We start from the raw sequence: 17,625 nt of genomic DNA on the forward strand, positions 1-17,625 counted from the left end.
GATCAAACCGCTGATAGCTGTGGCCAGATAGGTATTGATACGTTCGGATCAATATCCGTGACGGTCTGTGCGGTCAGTTGGAAATCATCCCCAAAGTCATCGACTGACAGGGTAATAGGATAGTTAGTCTGTTCTTCAGCCGAAACGGGGCGCACCCGTATGCCTTCCAGCATTTCAATTGGCATCTAGCGGCGTTACGTCTGGCTATGACGGTAATTCAGCAAGGTACTGAACAGCGGCATGGTTGCGCCACGCCACTGCTGTTGGCCAGTGCTAATGGAGCTTGTTCATGTTCCAGCAAGTGGTCAAATTGTGATAGGTTCCTGCACAATGTCTTGTACACGTGTATCGATCCAGGGAACGCAGGGGCAGGGTATTGATAAACATCCCCAGTATTTCGGGAAGCCCCTGCACCCCTTGCAGACGGCCTGATAGTACGGAGCCAATAACCACATCATCGCGGCCGCTGGTCAGTGAGCCAGCACTTGCGTGCCCAGGCCACATGGAACAGACACACTGGCAGGACTGACATCCCAGACGACGCGCTTGAGTCGCGGAATGCTTTGCCAGAGCCGGTCAAGCGATAGCGGATGTTCGATGATCTGCGGTTATCGTTTGCATTTGAGTATGCCAAAGGGGGCAGTGGGTTCGTCAATATCCGCCAGTTGGTACGGAAATAAGCTTCATGCTCTGCCCTGGCACACTTAAAGTTTGGGCGATAAAGTTGCGGTAGGGCAGCGGTGGCAATGTTTCAGCTTACCCTGCTTGTATTTGGGCAATTTCGGCAAAAATCAGCTCAAGTGTCATATGGTCACTGACCAGATGATGGAAGCGCAGCGCCAGCAACCATTCATCCTGTGCCGGATCATGGGCGATATCGGCAGCAAAGAGGGGCGCCTGGTTCAAATTGAATACGATGCTGACGTGGATCGGTGTGAGCCAGTAACTGTGACTGGACGTTATCGTCCGTGTCATCGGGTTGTTCATCGATACAGGCGGTGCCTGACGCCAGACCACCTGCACGGCTTATCCAGTCCTTGCCAATAAATTGCGGTGCGCAGGATATCATGGCGTCAATAACTGTGCTGCAAAGCGGCCAGAAAAGGTGTCAAGACGTTCGCGAGTTTCAAAGGCAAGCAGGCTTTGTAGCAGATAAGCATCACCTTGTGTTTGGCGCAGATGATGGAACAGGATCCCTTCCTGTAACGGTGCCAGTGGATAAATATCCTGTACATTGCTGACCCCGCCGAGGAGTTGGTTAGCAACGATGGCATCAATCTCAATTTGGGACAGTGAAACCAGTGGCAGCATATCAGGCGTGATGGCCGTACAATCTTTCAGGGATGCTTTAGATTGGGTGGCACGAAAGGATTTGATATCACGCTGGATATTGCCTGTGCCATATCGTCAGGATGGTGGGGCAGCGAACACACTGCGAACATGGAGTTGCCAGCCCAGATTGCGCAGCTCTTCGATCAGGCTGACAATCATCAGCGAATGGCCGCCGAGTTCAAAGAAATGGTCATGGCGGCTGCTTGTTTCAATCCCAATAGTTTTTGCCAAATTTGCGCCAGAGCGATTTCTGTCTCACCAATGTGGCGCTTCATATCCCATTGCGGGTAACGACTGCCGATAAATCGGGGGCAGGCAAGGCCTGACGGTCTAGTTTTCCGTTTGACGTTAGAGGAAAGGCGTCCAGTGTGACAAAGGCACTGGGTAGCATATGGTCAGCAAGGTGTTGGGCGAGTTGCTGACGCAATTCAGCGGGCACCAATTCAGCTCCTTCCTTTGGCAGCAGATAGGCGATAAGTCGTTTCTGATTTGTTTCATCTTCGCGAGCAATGACTACCGCCTCACGTACCCCGCCACATTGCGTGAGTTTAGTTTCGATTTCCCCCAACTCAATACGGAAGCCTCGCAATTTGACCTGAAAATCATTGCGGCCGAGGTATTCGATATTGCCATCGGGCAACCAGCGGCCGAGGTCACCAGTCTTGTACATCCGGGCATTCGGGGTGGCAGAGAACGGATCAGCGAGGAAGCGTTCAGCGGTGAGTTCAGGGCGATTCAGATAACCACGGGCAACCCGACACCGGCGATATAAATTTCCCCGCCGCACCGCGCGGAACGGGTTGGCCGTGTGCATCCAGAATATAAATCCGGGTATTAGCGATTGGGCGGCCAATCGGTGGCGGATTATCCTCTGTGGAGGAAACACAGGGTAGAGTGTGGCACAGACCGTGATTTCCGTTGGCCCATAGGCATTAAGCATTTGCCGCCCAGGTGACCAGCGTTTCAACCAGGGTTGACGGACACGCCTCTCCGGCTCAAGCACCAGCAAGGTTTGCAGGGTATCGGGTAGGGAATCCATCGCGGCTAACGCAGTGGGTGCACAAGAGAACAGGCTGATAGCCTGCTCGGTTGAGTAGCTGATAGTAGGACTCCGCGTCAGCAGATCGGCTCGAACAGGATGAGACCGTACCACCTGCCATTAAAGCATAAAGATTCCAAATACAGGCAAATCGAAACTGTTTGAAGCGAACTGTAAGACGCGACTATCTGGGGTCAGTGCCAGCACATGTTGTTGGGTGGCGGAAATTGCACAGGCTAAGGTGTTCGATCATTACGCCTTTAGGTTGACCGGTCGAGCCAGAGGTGTAAATGACATAGGCCAGATGATGTGATGCCAAACCCAGTGCCTGCGCATCTGGATTGTGGTAGGTTGAGTTGACAGGCACGGTTCAGGGTTATCCAGCAAGACGGTGGGTAGGGTAGTAAACTGTATCGAGCCAACTTGTTTGGGTCAGTAAAGCCACGGGCGCTGAGCATCTCCAAGCATATAGAGCCAGCCGTTCGGCCGGATAAGCCGGATCGAGCGGCACATAAGCGCCACCGGCCTTAAGAATACCCAGTAAGCCCACCACCATGTCCAGACTGCGCTCAACACAAAGGGCTACCCGATCATCCGGCACACCCCTTGCGTAATCAGATAATGGGCTAATTGATTGGCACGGTAGTTTAATTCACCATAGCTGATGTCTGGTCTTCATAGATCACTGCAAGCGTATCGGGATACTGTGCGGCTTGCGCTTCAAACAATTGGTGGATCAGCGCGTCTTGCGGGAAATCGGTCTGAGTGGCATTAAAATCCACCAGCAGTTGTTGCCGTTCTGATGCGGGCAGCATCGGCAACGTGGCAATGAGTTGGGCGTCATCTGCCACCATGGCGGCCAGCACATTGTTGAAATAACCAGCTATCCGCTCAACCGTGGCGGCATCGAATAAATCGCTGGCATATTCCAGCTCACCAATCAAACCGGCTTCGGTTTCGGTCAGTGACAAGGTCAATCAAAGTGAGCGCTGGGGTGCATTTGTTCAATTGGCGTACATTGGATCTCGGCAATGCCAACGACTGGGCGGGGGTGTTATTTAAGGCCAGCATCACCTGAAATATTGGGCTGTAGCTAAGATTGCGTTCGGGCTGGAGCGCTTCCACCACCTGCTCAAAGGGCAAATCTTGATGGGCATAGGCGGCCAGCGCCCGCTCCCGAACTTGGGCCAGCAGATCGGCCACACTGAGATCATCATTGAAGGTAATGCGTAAAGCCAGTGTATTAACGAAGAAACCGATTAACCCTTCCAATTCATGGTGCGGACGGTTAGCGACAGGGGTGCCGATAACGATATCATCCTGACCACTAAGCCGGGCCAGTACCAGACTCCAGGCACTGAGCACCGTCATAAACAAGGTGGTGTGATGGCGTTGTCCCAGTTTTTTCAGTGAGTCCAATAAGCCTGCATCAACGTGCACAGGCACTTGGCTGCCAACAAAGGATTGTACTGCCGGACGTGGCCGGTCGGTTGGGAGCATTAGTAAGGCCGGTGCGTCTTCAAGCTGGGTGCACCAGAAATCACGTTGTGCCGTGAACGCCGCCTCTTCCTCTTGCAACCAGTGACGCTGCCAGACGGCATAGTCGGCATACTGGATCGGCAGGGGCGGTAAGGGTGCGTCTTGACCATCAAGGATAGCGCGATAAAGCACATTGAGCTCATGCATCAGCACACCGACGGACCAGCCATCAGTGATAATATGATGCTGGGTAAATAGCAATATATGCTCTTCATCGGTCAGTTGCAGTAAATGACCCCGTAGTAGCGGGCCTTGGGTAAAGTCAAAAGGCGTTTGAGCATCGAGTGCCGTTAATTCCGCAATACAATTGCTCTGTGCTTCAGCGGGTAATGAACGCAGATCCTGATAAGTCAGGGTAAAACCGATATCCGCCGAATCGATGTGCTGGCAAGGTTGGCCGGCAACCAGCGTAAAGCGGGTACGCAAACTTTCATGGCGGGCGATTAATTGGTTGAATGCACAAGTTAAGGCTGGGCGATTAAGCGGCCCAGTCAGGCGCAATGCTACAGGAATATGGTAAGCCAGGCTGGCTGCCGGATCGAGTTGACCGAGGAACCAGAGCCTTTGTTGAGCAAAGGACAGGGGCAATGGCTGGCTGCGGTCAGCGACCGGGATCACGATCTGTGCCATTGTCGAAGCGCTTGTGAGCGTTTGAGCCAATTGCATTAAAACCGGTTGCTCGAAAAGTTGCTGTAACGGCAACTCGCGCGCTAATAATTGGCGAACCCGTGCCACTAATTGGGTAGCCAGCAGGGAATGACCACCGAGCTCGAAGAAATGATCGTGACGACCGACTTGTTCCAGGCTCAACAACTCTTGCCAAATTTGGGCCAGAGCGGTTTCTATTTCACCGATGGGCGCTTCATAGCTGCGAGCGACGATTGCTGATAAATCAGGCGCAGGCAGAGCGTGACGGTCGAGTTTGCCATTGGGCGTCAATGGAAAAGTGTCCAACGTAACAAAGGCACTGGGTAACATATAGTCAGCAAGGTATTGGGCAAGTTGCTGGCGCAGTTCAGTTGGCAGCAAGTTCAATTCCTTCCTGCGGCCGCAGATAGGCCACCAGCCGTTTCTGGCCGAGCGTCATCTTCGCGCGCAATCACCACCGCTTCGCGTACCCCGTCACATTGGCTCAGTCTGGCTTCGATTTCCCCAGTTCAATGCGGAAACCTCGCAGCTTGATCTGAAAATCATTGCGGCCGAGGTATTCAATATTACCATCGGGCAGCCAGCGGCCGAGGTCGCCGGTTTTGTACATGCGGTCATTGGGATTTGGGGAAAACGGGTCGGGCAAGGAAACGCTCAGCGGTCAGTTCAGGCCGGTTTCGATAACCACGGGCTCACCCCAGCGCCGGCGATATGGATTTCTCCGGTCACGCCCAAAGGTATGGGCTGGCCGCTGCCATCAAGGATATAAATTTGGGTTGTTGGCAATCGGGCGACCGATGGGGGGCAGTGTTGGCCATGGTGCCATTGCCTTATCCAATGAATATGCTGTGACAACGTGGCTTTCTGTCGGGCCATAGTGATTATGTAACCGGCAATCAGCCCGTTGCAGGAAACGCGCAATGGCCGGCGTAATACGCAATTGCTCGCCGGCGGTGATGATATGCGCCAGGCAGGAAAAATCCTCTTCACTGTCACTGGCGGCTTCAGCCAGATGCTGGAGCGCAATATAGGGCAGAAAAACGCAGTCAATCTGTTGTTGCTGAATCAGCCGGAGGAGCTGTTGCGGCGCCCGCCGTTGGGTTTCATTAACCAGAACCAGACAGCCGCCTTCACTCAGGGTGGTAAAGATTTCCTGAAAAGCGACATCAAATCCCAGCGCGGCAAATTGCAGGGTTTTGCCCGTGCCAGCGGGGTGTGAAGGGCGTGCCGATGCCATTGCAGTAAGTTTGACAAGGCGGCCAGCGGCATTTCTACGCCCTTGGGTAATCCGGTGGAGCCAGACGTGTAGATAACATAGGCCAGATGGTGGGGTGTCAGCCCCATATTCTGCGTGTCAGGATTGTCAGTCGGTTGTTCTGCGAGAGACATTGCCGGCGCATCAAGCAGCAGGGTGAGATAACTGGTGTCTGTACTGTTCAGGGTGTTAGCTAACGTGCCCTGGGTCAGCAGAACCACAGGTGCCGCATCGTTGAGCATATAGGTTAGCCGTTCAGTCGGGTAGGCCGGATCGAGCGGGACATAGGCGCCGCCAGCTTTAAGGATAGCCAGTAAGCCGACTACCATATCCAGACTGCGCTCAACACAAATCGCCACGCGCTTGTCTGGACGGACGCCCCGCGCAATCAAATAATGGGCCAACTGATTAGCGCGCCGGTTCAGTTCGCCATAACTTATCGTTTGTTCTTCAAATACCACAGCGGGCGCATTGGGTTGTTGCGCGGCCAGTGCTTCAAACGGGGGATGGATTAAGGTCTCTGGCGGGAAATCCATCTGTGTGGCATTGAAATCTGCCAGCAATTGTTGCTCTTCTGGCGGTAATAGAGGTAAGCGTCGGATCGGGGTTTGCGGGGACGTCAGGGCGGCTTCAATTAACACCATAAGACGGGAGTGGAGTGCTGTCACTTCAGCACGACTCAGGTAATTGGGGGAAAAATTAAACTCAAGTGTGACCGGTTTCTGGGCATCTTCACTGTTAGCAAATGCATATTGGTGGACAGCGATAACAAGCGGGAATGGTGCACCACGTTGTACTTGGCAGTATTTGAGTGTGGCGTCGGGTATATCGGCGTTCACATCTATCCACTCAAATGACAGCATGATATCGAATAACTGGGTACGTCCGGTCTGCTGCTGGATTTGTATAAGCCGATTGATTTCCGAGAGTGGCAAACGCTGATGTTTGTAGCAACGACGCAATTCTGTTGCCGTTTTCCCCATCACATCAAGGAAAGTATCATGGGGCGAAACCGTGATACCGACCGGGATCACCGACGAAAACATCCCTACCGTGCGTTTTTGTTTGTTGTTTTTACGGTTATGTACGGGAATACCAATAACAATATCTTCATCTTCGGGATGGTTTGTCAGTGAGTAAGCCGTGCGTGAAAAATAGCAGGCCAGCGCGGCATACATAAAATGCAGGACAGATAATCCGTGTGCAGCGACAGTTTCTTCGATTCGCTGGAAGAGCGTTTTATCCAGTGGACAAATTAGCGGTTCGGCATGTTCGTTATCTGTTGTTTTCTCTAAATTTGAAGGTTGAATTAAAGCAGGCGGTAAGTTTTTATAACGCTCTGACCAGAATTGCTGGTCTTGTCGATAGCGCGGTGAGTTTAAATAGGCATGATCCTCATTAATAAAGTCAAGATAAGAGGGCGCCGTTTCAGTAAATTCTTCTTCCCTGCTTAACCTGGTATACGTGTTGGCTATTTCTTCGGGAATAAGCCCTAACGTGTTCCCATCTCCGATGAGATGATGACAGCAGAAATGCCAGTACCAACGATGATCACTCACCCGTAACAGGGCAAAACGCCATAGTTCACTGTTTAAATCGAACGGTCGCATGAAGGCAGTACGGATATATTGTTTAGCCTGCTCTTCGGCGTTTTCATGATCTGAGAAATCGTGGATTGTCACGGATACAGGCAAGGTATTAGTAAGCGCTTGCAGCGGTAATTCCTGCGTTTTAATGAGTCGTAAACGCAATGCATCATGACGATAAACAACGGTTTCAACAGCGCGTACTAACAGCGCGTCATCCAACTTTCCTTCAACCAGAATCACTGAACCCAAGTTATAGCAGGTGCTATGAGGACGGAAGAGCTGGTCGAGCCAGACAACTTGCTGGGGAGAACTGAGTGGGAATTTGTAAGAGGGAGATGCAGAAGCATTCTCTAATGAAAGTTGGTTCTCGTTGTTAATATTATTGCATGACATAGGCATTGCTTAACTCCTGCTCGCAAGACTGGTTAGCTTGGTTGATGAATTAAAAATGATTTGTGTGGCATTACTCCACACTGGAGATGAAGAACTAACTCTTTATGAGTAGGTACTTTATTTTTTAAATTTCAGTTATAAAAGGGACTTAGACCATCTATTTTTGATAGTGGTTTTTAAAAATTCTGATGGTGTACTTGTGTGGAGCTTTTTTGGGCGGGGCTTAACAGAACACTCATGGCGCTCTAGGAGGCTATCACATACTGGCTCTTAAGAATTAAGTTCTTAAAAACCGCTATATAATGTTTTGTTCTTACATAATCTATGGCGGGCATTTCTGACATATACCAATCGTCTTTCAAGATGCGTCTTATATCTCCGCGTAGCGGGGAGATATAAACAATCACAAGCTGCAATTTGAAATTGGATTGGCATAAATATCTCTTCGTTAGAAGGAGGATTAACTGGCACGGGAACACTGTGGGAGCAGGAGATTTTAGTAGTTCAGGAAATTAAGATTAAGCTTTCAACGGATAGAACGCTTAAGTTTTATTGATAATGAAGTCAAAGAGGGATGTTTCAGAAACCGGCCCGGCTTTATCCATACCGGCAACTGAAAATATTCTGACATCCCGTCACTCTGCTAACTCAAGCCAGAGGCCGTCTTCGTTGTCGCAGAGGAAGGGATTCAGGGAAGATTTTACGCTGTAGGCACAACGTTTACTGCTGCTGGGCCTTTAGCACCGTTCTCGATGGAGAACTCGACCTTCTGGCCTTCGAACAGAGTGCGGTAGTCGTTACTCTGAATAGCGGAGAAGTGTACGAACACGTCTTTGCTGCCATCGGTAGGGGAGATAAAACCAAAACCTTTATCCGCATTAAACCATTTTACTAAACCAGTCATTTTATTAGACATGTGATATTTCCTTTGATTGAGCCTTGTTAGGTGAATATGGCTTGTTTTACAGAAACTACTTAGCGCTTAATGGAGAAACTCAAAAAGAAGGGGATATCTGGGATAACGCCTGAGGATGAGAACTGCTTTAATAAACTGCTTTGTATGAGGTCTGTCTTTCAAACCGACCTGGCTATTAACGCATGATCCCGAATATTAAGCAAGTTATATTTTTGCTACCTGGTCGCTAAAATTGCGGATGACGGGGGATAAAATCACCGCCTGTAGGCGGTGATTAAGAACTCATAACAATTCAAATGCTTGCTTAATGATCTCATCGGAATAAGGCTGTTGGCCGTTCTCCATTTGAATGACAGCTTTAACCAGTCGGCTTATCATGGCGACATTTTCTACATCGACCACCGCACTGCTGGCTATGCCAACTGATTGACATACATAAGCGATATAGCTCTCAGTGTCATTTTCATTTGGTGGCGCCCAGCGGGAAATAAACTGGCGAATAGTATTGTCTCCGTATTTGCGTTCGTAGTTGCGCAGAATTTTTAGCATTGCCCGTATACCATATTCCGGCGCCACAAATTGGCAAAATGATTTGTCTGTCTGGATATCACGTAAACCCTGCCATTTGTCACCATGACGGATATTGCCGGGGTTGTGGTTACGAATTCCTCTTGTCATTGTGATCTCCTAAGCGTTTATTGATGGTACGAATAGCAAACTCCCGTATTTTCTCTACGCCAATAAAACCAACAGTACCACCGAGTGCAGGTGAAATACTGTTGGGAATACCAAATAGTTCCAGTCCACTGGAAAATCCCCACGATAGCGCTCCACATAATAGCGGCTCAACCCAGCGATTTTTTCGCTCTACACCATCATAAATAAGTCGGCCATAACAAATCATGATGGCCAAAATAGAGCCAGAAATTTGTGGCCAAGCGTTTCTTAGACCGTTTAATAAATCGGCCCATAAGTCAGGATGTTCTTTCATTATTGTCCCCATAATTTAGTGATGGGCATCATTAGCATTGACTTAATGATATCCCGTACCTTTCCATGGTAACGCGGGTAAAGAAAATCCACAGGGTTACGCTATTGTGCTCTGGCTCTGACTAAATCCATAAACGCCAAGTTTGAGAGATGGACAAAAACAAATGGATTGCACAAATTCAAATAGACACTATATTAATCAGTGTGATTTTTAATAATAAAATTATATTTTAACAAATAGTTTATTTATACAATTATATTGTTGATAACTTTTACTGTGACATATTTAGCATCGTTAAATTTTCTTGATCGTATCAATTATTCGATGGTCATTGCTAAATAACTCTGAATTTATCCTGTCAGTTCAAGTAGAGATAGAGTAAGGAATCATGTCATGAAAGTATTGATAGCAGAAAACGAAGTGGGTACAAGATATCATAGTCACTATGTGGAAAATGCTGTGCATAGGTTGGCTGATAAATTAATTGAAAAAGACGTGGCTGTTGTTATTGCTGAGTCTTTTGATGATAGCTATACAATAATTTCAGCCAATGAACCGTTCGATTGTGTAATGATAAGCTGCGCACTCATAGATGATGATTTATATTTTCAAATACAGAAACTACTCAATAAATTATTTGAACGACAGGAAAATGTTCCAGTCTTTTTGTTGAGTGATCGGGAAAAAGCGGTATTTTTGCTAAATCATGAATTACTGGAACAGTTAACTGAATTTGCCTGGATATTGGAAGATTCTGCGGATTTTATTGCGGGTCGTGCCATTGCCGCCATGCAGCGTTATCGCCAACAATTATTTCCGCCTTTAATGTCAGCGTTAATGAAATATAGCCGAACTTATGAATATTCCTGGGCGGCACCTGGACATCAAGGGGGAGTCGGATTTAATAAAACACCGGTTGGCCGCTTTTATCATGACTATTATGGGGAAAACCTCTTCCGTACTGATATGGGAATTGAACGCGCTTCATTGGGTTCGCTATTAGATCATTCCGGTGCATTTGGTGAAAGTGAAAGAAACGCAGCCAGAGTATTTGGCGCAGATCATTCTTATTCTGTCGTGGTGGGAACGTCAGGCTCTAATCGCACGATTATGCAGGCTTGTATGACCGAAGATGATGTGGTCATCATTGACCGGAATTGCCATAAATCCATTGAACAGGGACTGATACTGACCGGCGCCAAACCCGTTTATATGCTGCCGAGCCGTAATCACTATGGCATCATCGGCCCCATCTATCCGCAAGAAATGCAAGCCAAGACATTACAGAAAAAACTGAAACAAAATCCGCTGACTCAGGATATAGCGAACCAGAAACCCGTTTATAGCGTAGTGACAAACTGTACCTATGATGGTGTCTGTTATAACGCCAAACATGTACAGGCGTTATTGGATAAAAGCGTCGATAGAATCCATTTTGATGAAGCATGGTATGGTTATGCGCGGTTTAACCCGATTTATCATGATCATTTTGCCATGCGCGGCGATCCGAAAAACCACGCCGGGCCGACAGTCTTTGCTACCCATTCATCCCACAAATTGTTGAATGCGCTCTCTCAAGCCTCCTTTATCCACGTACGGGACGGACGCAATCCGGTGGATTTTTCACGGTTTAATCAAGCCTACATGATGCATGCAACAACTTCTCCTCTGTATGCGATTTGCGCTTCAAACGATATCGCGGTTGCAATGATGGATGGCAATAGCGGTTACTCATTGACTCAGGAGGTCATTGAGGAAGCCATTGATTTTCGTCAGGCATTAGCGCGTTTAAATCGAGATTTCAATAAGAAGGGGGACTGGTTCTTTAAGCCCTGGAATCAGGAAAAAGTGACCGATCCTGCCACCGGGAAGAAAATGGCTTTTGAGGATGCGCCCAAGGAATTACTGGCGAAAGAACAAAGTTGCTGGGCCATGCGTCCGGGGGACAGTTGGCACGGATTTGAAGATTTACCGGATAACTGGAGTATGCTTGATCCGATTAAAGTCAGCATATTGGCTCCAGGCATGGGAGAAAACGGTAAGTTGAAAAAACAGGGCGTGCCAGCCGCATTGGTTACCGCATGGTTAAGCCAGCACGGTATTGTACCGACCCGTACTACGGATTTCCAAATTATGTTCCTGTTTTCAATGGGGATCACCAAAGGAAAATGGGGGACATTGCTTAACACCTTGTTGTCTTTCAAACACCACTATGATGCCAATACTCCCTTGAATAAGGTCTTGCCAGATTTGGTAGATCAATACCCAGAAGTATATGAGCAATTAGGGTTGAAAGAGTTAGGCGATAAAATGTTCGATTATTTGCGGAAGAATAATCCGGGTGAAAAATTGAATCGGGCGTATGCGGGCTTACCTAAAATGGAAATGACCCCGCGAGCTGCTTACCAGGCCATTGTGGCCAATAATGTGGAAATGGTGGCATTGGACGATTTACCTCATCGTATTGCGGCGAACTCTATCATCCCATATCCACCCGGCATTCCCATGCTGCTTTCAGGCGAAAACTTTGGTGATAAAACTGGTTCTCAAATTGGATATTTACATGCGTTACAAAAATGGGATCACGAATTTCCTGGTTTTGAGCATGAAACGGAAGGCACAGAGATTATCAACGGCATTTATCACGTCATGTGTATAAAAAAGTGAAAACGGGAAGATAAATTATGGCTATTGTTTCAGAGGCAAATGTTTCAGAGGCAAAAAAAGTCGGATTGATCCCCGTTACTCTGATGGTTGCGGGTAACATCATGGGATCGGGTGTTTTTCTTTTGCCTGCCAGCCTGGCATCAACAGGCGGTATTGCGATCCTTGGCTGGTTGGTGACTATCATTGGTGCTGTGGGGTTATCAATCGTTTATGCGAAAGTCTCCTCACTGGATGATAGCCCGGGGGGATCTTATGCTTATGCACGACGGGCTTTTGGTCCTTTTTTAGGCTATCAGACCAATATTTTATATTGGCTGGCGTGTTGGATCGGCAATATCGCCATGGTTGTGATTGGCGTTGGTTACCTGAGCTATTTTTTCCCTATCCTGAAAGATCCCATTATTTTAACCATCACTTGTACAGTCATATTGTGGATATTTGTCATTTTGAACATTATCGGGCCACATGTTATTACCCGAGTGCAAGCGGTAGCGACAACCTTAGCATTGATTCCGATTGTCGCAACTGCTGTATTGGGGTGGTTCTGGTTCAACGGCAAGACCTATATGGACGCGTGGAACGTCAGTGGGTTAAATACCTTTGGCGCGATTCAGAGTATTTTAAACGTCACATTATGGTCTTTTATTGGCGTTGAAAGTGCTTCTGTTGCGGCTGGCGTGGTTAAAAATCCCAAGCGTAACGTGCCGATTGCGACTATCGGCGGTGTGCTGATTGCGGCTGTCTGTTATGTGCTGTCTAGCAGCGTGATTATGGGCATGATCCCCAACGCGGCGTTGAAAATCTCATCTTCACCATTTGGCGATGCTGCTCGATTGGCGTTGGGAGATACCGCGGGAGCCGTAGTTGCCTTTTGTGCAGCGGCAGGCTGTTTAGGATCATTGGGTGGCTGGACATTGCTTGCAGGGCAAACAGCCAAAGCTGCCGCAGATGATGGGCTGTTTCCCTCAATCTTTGCCAAAGTGAACAAAGCAGGAACGCCAGTTGCGGGGTTGTTGATATTGGGTGTTTTAATGACGATTTTCCAACTCAGCAGTATTTCACCAAATGCAGCGAGAGAATTTGGGTTGGTTTCGTCTGTCTCCGTGATTTTTACCTTGATACCTTACCTGTATACCTGTGCAGCTTTGCTGTTAATTGGTCATGGTCATCTTGGGCAAGAGAAAACGCGATATATCACTATTACGTTTATTGCCTTTGTTTATTGCATCTGGGCAGTTTTGGGAACCGGAGCCAAAGAAGTGGTATGGACGCTAGTTGTCATGATGGTCATAACAGCAATGTATACCTTTAACTACAATACGAAACATCCTGTTCCTTTTCCGTTAGATAAAAAAGATTAATTTCGATTTTGGGTGTCACTATTTTGGTGCTGTTATTTCAGCACCTTTTTTTATGCTGATTTTCTTAACCAATAAGGTTTGTGAGATAAATCATCATTGGATGTAACAAGCCATTCTCTAATTATCTAAAAATTAAGAATAATAGAAAAACAAACAGATGTTGGTTTAATTTTGCGTTTTATGCATCTGATTGTTTTTACAGTTATTATCACAATATAAAACATTATATGTTCGATTAATTGGTATAAAATCCTTTCCTTTAGTAAACTTTCATTATTAATGTTGTTATTTCTGTCACATTTATCGTGAGTAAATACTTTTTCATATGGCTTACGATCACTTTCTCACAATGACAATAAACTACATAAATAAACTTTACTGTTACGCAACGATGAAATAAAAAGCTGTCATGTTCAAACATGAGTAAGGACATGATATGGCAAATCGAGAAAAACAGATATTGCAGATTATTAGGCGAGACCCTTTTATTCAGCAGCAGGAAATCGCCGACATTCTTGGAATTAGCCGTTCATGTGTCGCGGGGCATATTATGAATCTGACTAAAAAAGGGAATGTTAAAGGAAAAGGGTATATCCTTTCAGAAAATTGTTATGCTGTAACGGTCGGTGCCGCTAACATGGATGTTACCAGTTACGTATTTTCTGAATTAATCTATGAAGATTCTAACCCAGGGAAAAATAAATCTACGGCAGGTGGGGTAGGGCGAAATATTGCGCATAACATTGCTTTATTAGGCAAAGAAAGTTATCTAATTTCTGTTATTGGTGATGATATTTATGGAGAAACATTATTTGAACAAACAAAATTATCGGGTGTTTATACAGATTATCTTCATCAATTGCCCGGTGAAAATACATCGACCTACCATTCATTGATAGATGAGCGAGGTGAAATGCGGGTTGCTGTTAATGATATGGATATATTGGAACAACTTACGCCTGCCTTATTATCTCAATCTCAGTCTTTAATTAAAAACGCGGGTGTATTGATCATTGACTGTAATTTAACACAAGATGCATTAGAGTGGTTATTCAATCACGCAGAAAATATTCCGATCTTTGTTGATACCGTATCGACATTTAAAGCGAACAAAATCCGTCATTGGTTATCTTACATCCATACCTTAAAACCCAATCGGCTTGAAGCTGAAATACTGAGTGGAATAAAAATTACGACATTGGCTGATGCTATTGATGCGGCTGCCTGGTTTCATCAGCAAGGTGTTCAGCGACTCGCCTTGAGTATGGGAACAGAAGGGGTGTATTACAGTGAAATTGGCGGTGTTGCTGGGTGTTCGCCAGCCATTCCCATCAATATTGTCAATGCCAATGGGGCGGGTGATGCCATGATGGCTGGCCTTGCATATTGTTGGTTGGAAGGGATGGCATTAGAAGAGAGCATCCGTTTTTCACAAGGCTGTTCTGCGCTGACTTTATCTTCAGAATTGACTAATTACCCAAATTTATCCTGTAGTAGAGTAAAAAAACTGTTGGAATTAACATCATGAATAAGAATGTTGCATTAAATGAGTATTTAGATATTGCTCCAGAGGTGATTCACGCATTGGCAGAGAATCGTCCTGTCGTTGCGCTGGAATCGACAATTATTTCTCACGGTATGCCTTATCCACGAAATAGGGAAACCGCTTTAAAAGTTGAACAGTGTATTCGGGAAAATGGTGCAGTTCCGGCAACTATCGCGATTATTGAGGGAAGAATAAAAGTTGGGTTATCCCATGATGAAATTGAATTCTTGGCGAAAGAAAGGCATCTGGTTAGCAAAGTTAGCCGTCGTGATTTACCTTTTGTTATTGCGGCGGGCAAACATGGTGCAACGACGGTCGCTTCAACCATGATTATTGCACAAATGGCAGGTATTGCTGTGTTTGCGACAGGAGGTATTGGTGGTGTTCATCGCGGTGCTGAACGTTCCTTTGATATTTCGGCTGATTTACAAGAATTGGCTATGACCAATGTTGCCGTTGTATGCGCTGGTGCTAAATCCATTCTTGATTTAGGGTTAACGGTGGAATATCTGGAAACTCATGGTGTGCCTTTGGTGGGTTACCAGACAGAAAAACTACCCGCCTTCTTCTGTCGTAGCAGTCAATTTCCTGTCAGTGTAAGGCTTGATGATCCTCAACAAATAGCCCAGGCTATGAAAGTAAAATGGCACTCAGGGCTGAATGGTGGAATTGTGATCGCCAATCCGATTCCTGAGCCATTTGCTATGCCGGAAGAACGGATCAATAGCGCAATTGAACAGGCGGTTCATGAAGCAGAAAACCAGGGTATTTTGGGTAAAGAAAGTACGCCTTTCCTGCTGGCGAGAGTTACAGAAATCACCGGTGGAGAAAGTTTACAGGCGAATATTGAATTGGTTTTCAATAATGCTAGGTTAGCAGCTAAAATTGCTGTTGCTTATCAAGAGATAAATAAAACACAATAAACTCCATCCAAATTTTCATCCAAAATTATAATAAAATAAATGCCAGCCTGAAAAAACTTAGCAATATATTCGTTCTTTTTTGGGTTGGCTAAAAAATAGGAATGTAATCATGGATATTTTACGCAGCTTATTGGGTGTGGTGATATTGCTTTCTATCGGTTATATATTCTCAGTCAATAAAAAAAGAATCAACTTACCTACAGTAGGGGCTGCATTATTTCTCCAAATAGCGCTTGGGGCGATTATGCTTTATATCCCTGCTGGGAAATGGCTGATTAATAATGTGGCTAATGGCGTCAATGCCGTTATTTCTTACAGTTCAGCAGGAGGTTCATTTATCTTTGGCAGTTTAGTTGGCCCTAAAATGAATGAGTTGTTTGACGGTGCAGGGTTTATTTTTGCATTTCAAGTTTTGCCAGCAATAATTTTTATTACTTCACTAATATCGATCCTCTATTATCTTGGTATCATGAAATGGATTATTAATATCTTGGGATATGCGTTCCAGAAAGCGATGAGAATTAGCAAAATAGAAGCTTTTGCCGCAGTGACAACAATATTCCTTGGGCAAAATGAACTCCCGGCCGTTTTAAGACCCTTTGTTAACAAAATGAATCGCAATGAGCTTTTCACAGTGATGTGCAGCGGCATGGCATCAATTGCTGGTTCGATGCTGGTTGGATATGCCGGATTAGGTGTCCCGATAGAATATCTTCTGGCTGCATCATTGATGGCGATCCCAGGTGGTATTTTATTTGCTCGTTTACTCAGCCCTGCGATAGAGCCTTCACAAGTCCAATTTGAACACATTTCATTTAGTGAAAAACGGCCTGCCAGCATTATCGAAGCCGCCGCGGGTGGTGCTATGTTGGGACTAAAGATCGCGGTTGGCGTAGCAACGGTGGTCATGACTTTTGTTGCCCTGATAGCATTAATTAATGGCCTTATTGGTGGTTTTGGTGAGATGTTGGGCTGGCAAGGTATAAGTTTGGAGAAGTTGTTTGGTTATCTTTTTTCACCATTAGCCTACATTATGGGCGTTAACTGGGAACATGCGGATTTAGCTGGGAGTTTGATTGGGCAGAAGCTGGCAATCAACGAATTTGTGGCTTATGTGAACTTCTCTTCCTATTTAAACGATCCGATAGTGGTTTTGGATGCTAAAACTATTGCTGTTATCTCATTTGCTCTTTGTGGTTTTGCCAACTTTGGTTCGATTGCCGTTGTGGTCGGGGCATTTATCTCAGTCGTCCCTGAACGGACATCAGATATCGCACGGCTTGGTGTTAGAGCATTACTGGCAGCGACTTTATCTAACCTTATGAGCGCAACGATTGCAGGGATGTTTATGAGTTTATCTGGCTAATCCCTATCCATGAATCTGAATAGGGGCTAACATGTTTTAGGTGTTAGATAACTCACAGTA

Annotated in this window: 21 protein-coding genes; 6 read left to right on the forward strand and 15 right to left on the reverse strand. The window is 46.3% G+C overall.

What is annotated here, in order from left to right:
- Positions 1-2: 2 nt before the first annotated feature.
- The 4 genes from AAC853_RS08610 to AAC853_RS08625 all read right to left on the reverse strand — a co-directional run bounded on the left by AAC853_RS08610 (position 3) and on the right by AAC853_RS08625 (position 1,311).
- A complete protein-coding gene (locus tag AAC853_RS08610) occupies positions 3-185 on the reverse strand; it encodes a hypothetical protein (protein WP_340614291.1) in 183 nt (60 codons plus the stop codon).
- A gap of 88 nt (positions 186-273) precedes the next feature.
- The gene (locus AAC853_RS08615; RefSeq protein WP_340614292.1) at positions 274-504 is read right to left on the reverse strand and encodes a hypothetical protein; all 231 of its coding nucleotides are present in this window, start codon (positions 502-504) and stop codon (positions 274-276) included.
- 252 nt (positions 505-756) lie between these two features.
- Positions 757-1,023 (reverse strand): hypothetical protein, encoded by a 267-nt coding sequence (locus AAC853_RS08620; RefSeq protein ID WP_340614293.1) that lies wholly within the window; start codon positions 1,021-1,023, stop codon positions 757-759.
- Positions 1,024-1,065: 42 nt separating this feature from the next.
- On the reverse strand, positions 1,066-1,311 hold the full coding sequence (locus AAC853_RS08625) for a hypothetical protein (RefSeq protein WP_340614294.1): 246 nt from the start codon (positions 1,309-1,311) through the stop codon (positions 1,066-1,068).
- Positions 1,312-1,353: 42 nt separating this feature from the next.
- On the opposite strand from AAC853_RS08625, the gene AAC853_RS17825 reads away from it, so the two are divergent.
- Positions 1,354-1,623, forward strand: coding sequence for a hypothetical protein (locus AAC853_RS17825; protein WP_422824200.1), 270 nt, complete (start codon positions 1,354-1,356; stop codon positions 1,621-1,623).
- Here AAC853_RS17825 and AAC853_RS08635 read toward each other — a convergent pair.
- The 11 genes from AAC853_RS08635 to AAC853_RS08685 form a co-directional block, all read right to left on the reverse strand.
- Positions 1,604-2,485 (reverse strand): AMP-binding enzyme, encoded by an 882-nt coding sequence (locus tag AAC853_RS08635; protein WP_340614296.1) that lies wholly within the window; start codon positions 2,483-2,485, stop codon positions 1,604-1,606. The two genes, AAC853_RS17825 and AAC853_RS08635, sit on opposite strands and share 20 nt — an antisense overlap.
- 70 nt (positions 2,486-2,555) lie before the next feature.
- Positions 2,556-2,738 (reverse strand): AMP-binding protein, encoded by a 183-nt coding sequence (locus AAC853_RS08640; protein ID WP_340614297.1) that lies wholly within the window; start codon positions 2,736-2,738, stop codon positions 2,556-2,558.
- Between the two features lie 9 nt (positions 2,739-2,747).
- Positions 2,748-2,927 (reverse strand): AMP-binding protein, encoded by a 180-nt coding sequence (locus AAC853_RS08645; RefSeq protein ID WP_340614438.1) that lies wholly within the window; start codon positions 2,925-2,927, stop codon positions 2,748-2,750.
- A 91-nt stretch (positions 2,928-3,018) separates the two neighbouring features.
- Positions 3,019-3,342 carry a hypothetical protein gene (locus AAC853_RS08650; RefSeq protein ID WP_340614298.1) on the reverse strand — a complete coding sequence of 108 codons (324 nt, stop codon included), beginning with the start codon at positions 3,340-3,342 and terminating at the stop codon, positions 3,019-3,021.
- A complete protein-coding gene (locus AAC853_RS08655) occupies positions 3,305-4,939 on the reverse strand; it encodes a condensation domain-containing protein (RefSeq protein ID WP_340614299.1) in 1,635 nt (544 codons plus the stop codon). Before AAC853_RS08655 ends, AAC853_RS08650 begins: the two co-directional genes overlap by 38 nt.
- A gap of 103 nt (positions 4,940-5,042) precedes the next feature.
- The gene (locus AAC853_RS08660; RefSeq protein ID WP_340614300.1) at positions 5,043-5,204 is read right to left on the reverse strand and encodes a hypothetical protein; all 162 of its coding nucleotides are present in this window, start codon (positions 5,202-5,204) and stop codon (positions 5,043-5,045) included.
- Positions 5,205-5,315: 111 nt separating this feature from the next.
- Positions 5,316-5,795, reverse strand: coding sequence for an AMP-binding protein (locus tag AAC853_RS08665; protein ID WP_340614301.1), 480 nt, complete (start codon positions 5,793-5,795; stop codon positions 5,316-5,318).
- Positions 5,693-7,801: a condensation domain-containing protein gene (locus AAC853_RS08670; protein WP_340614302.1), complete on the reverse strand. Its 2,109-nt coding sequence runs from the start codon at positions 7,799-7,801 to the stop codon at positions 5,693-5,695. The genes AAC853_RS08665 and AAC853_RS08670 overlap by 103 nt, the downstream gene beginning before the upstream one ends.
- A gap of 694 nt (positions 7,802-8,495) precedes the next feature.
- The gene (gene cspE / locus AAC853_RS08675; protein ID WP_074021785.1) at positions 8,496-8,711 is read right to left on the reverse strand and encodes a transcription antiterminator/RNA stability regulator CspE; all 216 of its coding nucleotides are present in this window, start codon (positions 8,709-8,711) and stop codon (positions 8,496-8,498) included.
- Positions 8,712-8,993: 282 nt separating this feature from the next.
- Positions 8,994-9,389: a structural protein gene (locus AAC853_RS08680; protein WP_340614303.1), complete on the reverse strand. Its 396-nt coding sequence runs from the start codon at positions 9,387-9,389 to the stop codon at positions 8,994-8,996.
- The gene (locus AAC853_RS08685; RefSeq protein WP_340614304.1) at positions 9,370-9,702 is read right to left on the reverse strand and encodes a phage holin, lambda family; all 333 of its coding nucleotides are present in this window, start codon (positions 9,700-9,702) and stop codon (positions 9,370-9,372) included. Before AAC853_RS08685 ends, AAC853_RS08680 begins: the two co-directional genes overlap by 20 nt.
- Before the next feature lie 393 nt (positions 9,703-10,095).
- On the opposite strand from AAC853_RS08685, the gene adiA reads away from it, so the two are divergent.
- The 5 genes from adiA (at position 10,096) to AAC853_RS08710 (ending at position 17,565) form a co-directional block, all read left to right on the forward strand.
- A complete protein-coding gene (gene adiA, locus AAC853_RS08690) occupies positions 10,096-12,369 on the forward strand; it encodes an arginine decarboxylase (RefSeq protein ID WP_340614305.1) in 2,274 nt (757 codons plus the stop codon).
- Between the two features lie 17 nt (positions 12,370-12,386).
- Entirely contained in the window at positions 12,387-13,730 is a 1,344-nt protein-coding gene (gene adiC, locus AAC853_RS08695; protein ID WP_340614306.1) for an arginine/agmatine antiporter, read from the forward strand.
- Positions 13,731-14,166: 436 nt separating this feature from the next.
- Entirely contained in the window at positions 14,167-15,258 is a 1,092-nt protein-coding gene (locus tag AAC853_RS08700) for a PfkB family carbohydrate kinase (RefSeq protein WP_338885398.1), read from the forward strand.
- Positions 15,255-16,199, forward strand: a complete 945-nt coding sequence (locus tag AAC853_RS08705; RefSeq protein ID WP_340614307.1) for a pseudouridine-5'-phosphate glycosidase — start codon at positions 15,255-15,257, stop codon at positions 16,197-16,199. Before AAC853_RS08700 ends, AAC853_RS08705 begins: the two co-directional genes overlap by 4 nt.
- A gap of 109 nt (positions 16,200-16,308) precedes the next feature.
- Positions 16,309-17,565, forward strand: coding sequence for a NupC/NupG family nucleoside CNT transporter (locus AAC853_RS08710; RefSeq protein WP_338885401.1), 1,257 nt, complete (start codon positions 16,309-16,311; stop codon positions 17,563-17,565).
- The last annotated feature ends 60 nt before the right edge of the window (positions 17,566-17,625 follow it).

Origin of the sequence: Xenorhabdus thailandensis, assembly GCF_037996785.1 — a bacterium.
Classification (GTDB): Bacteria; Pseudomonadota; Gammaproteobacteria; order Enterobacterales; family Enterobacteriaceae; genus Xenorhabdus; species Xenorhabdus griffiniae.

Coding starts and splice junctions, on each gene's coding strand:
- AAC853_RS08610 (WP_340614291.1), bottom strand. CDS start 185: ATGCCAATTGAAATGCTGGAAGGCATACGGGTGCGCCCCGTTTCGGCT.
- AAC853_RS08615 (WP_340614292.1), bottom strand. CDS start 504: ATGTGGCCTGGGCACGCAAGTGCTGGCTCACTGACCAGCGGCCGCGAT.
- AAC853_RS08625 (WP_340614294.1), bottom strand. CDS start 1,311: ATGCTGCCACTGGTTTCACTGTCCCAAATTGAGATTGATGCCATCGTT.
- AAC853_RS08645 (WP_340614438.1), bottom strand. CDS start 2,927: ATGGTGGTGGGCTTACTGGGTATTCTTAAGGCCGGTGGCGCTTATGTG.
- AAC853_RS08665 (WP_340614301.1), bottom strand. CDS start 5,795: ATGGCATCGGCACGCCCTTCACACCCCGCTGGCACGGGCAAAACCCTG.
- AAC853_RS08670 (WP_340614302.1), bottom strand. CDS start 7,801: ATGCCTATGTCATGCAATAATATTAACAACGAGAACCAACTTTCATTA.
- cspE (WP_074021785.1), bottom strand. CDS start 8,711: ATGTCTAATAAAATGACTGGTTTAGTAAAATGGTTTAATGCGGATAAA.
- AAC853_RS08680 (WP_340614303.1), bottom strand. CDS start 9,389: ATGACAAGAGGAATTCGTAACCACAACCCCGGCAATATCCGTCATGGT.
- AAC853_RS08685 (WP_340614304.1), bottom strand. CDS start 9,702: ATGAAAGAACATCCTGACTTATGGGCCGATTTATTAAACGGTCTAAGA.
- adiA (WP_340614305.1), top strand. CDS start 10,096: ATGAAAGTATTGATAGCAGAAAACGAAGTGGGTACAAGATATCATAGT.
- adiC (WP_340614306.1), top strand. CDS start 12,387: ATGGCTATTGTTTCAGAGGCAAATGTTTCAGAGGCAAAAAAAGTCGGA.
- AAC853_RS08700 (WP_338885398.1), top strand. CDS start 14,167: ATGGCAAATCGAGAAAAACAGATATTGCAGATTATTAGGCGAGACCCT.
- AAC853_RS08705 (WP_340614307.1), top strand. CDS start 15,255: ATGAATAAGAATGTTGCATTAAATGAGTATTTAGATATTGCTCCAGAG.
- AAC853_RS08710 (WP_338885401.1), top strand. CDS start 16,309: ATGGATATTTTACGCAGCTTATTGGGTGTGGTGATATTGCTTTCTATC.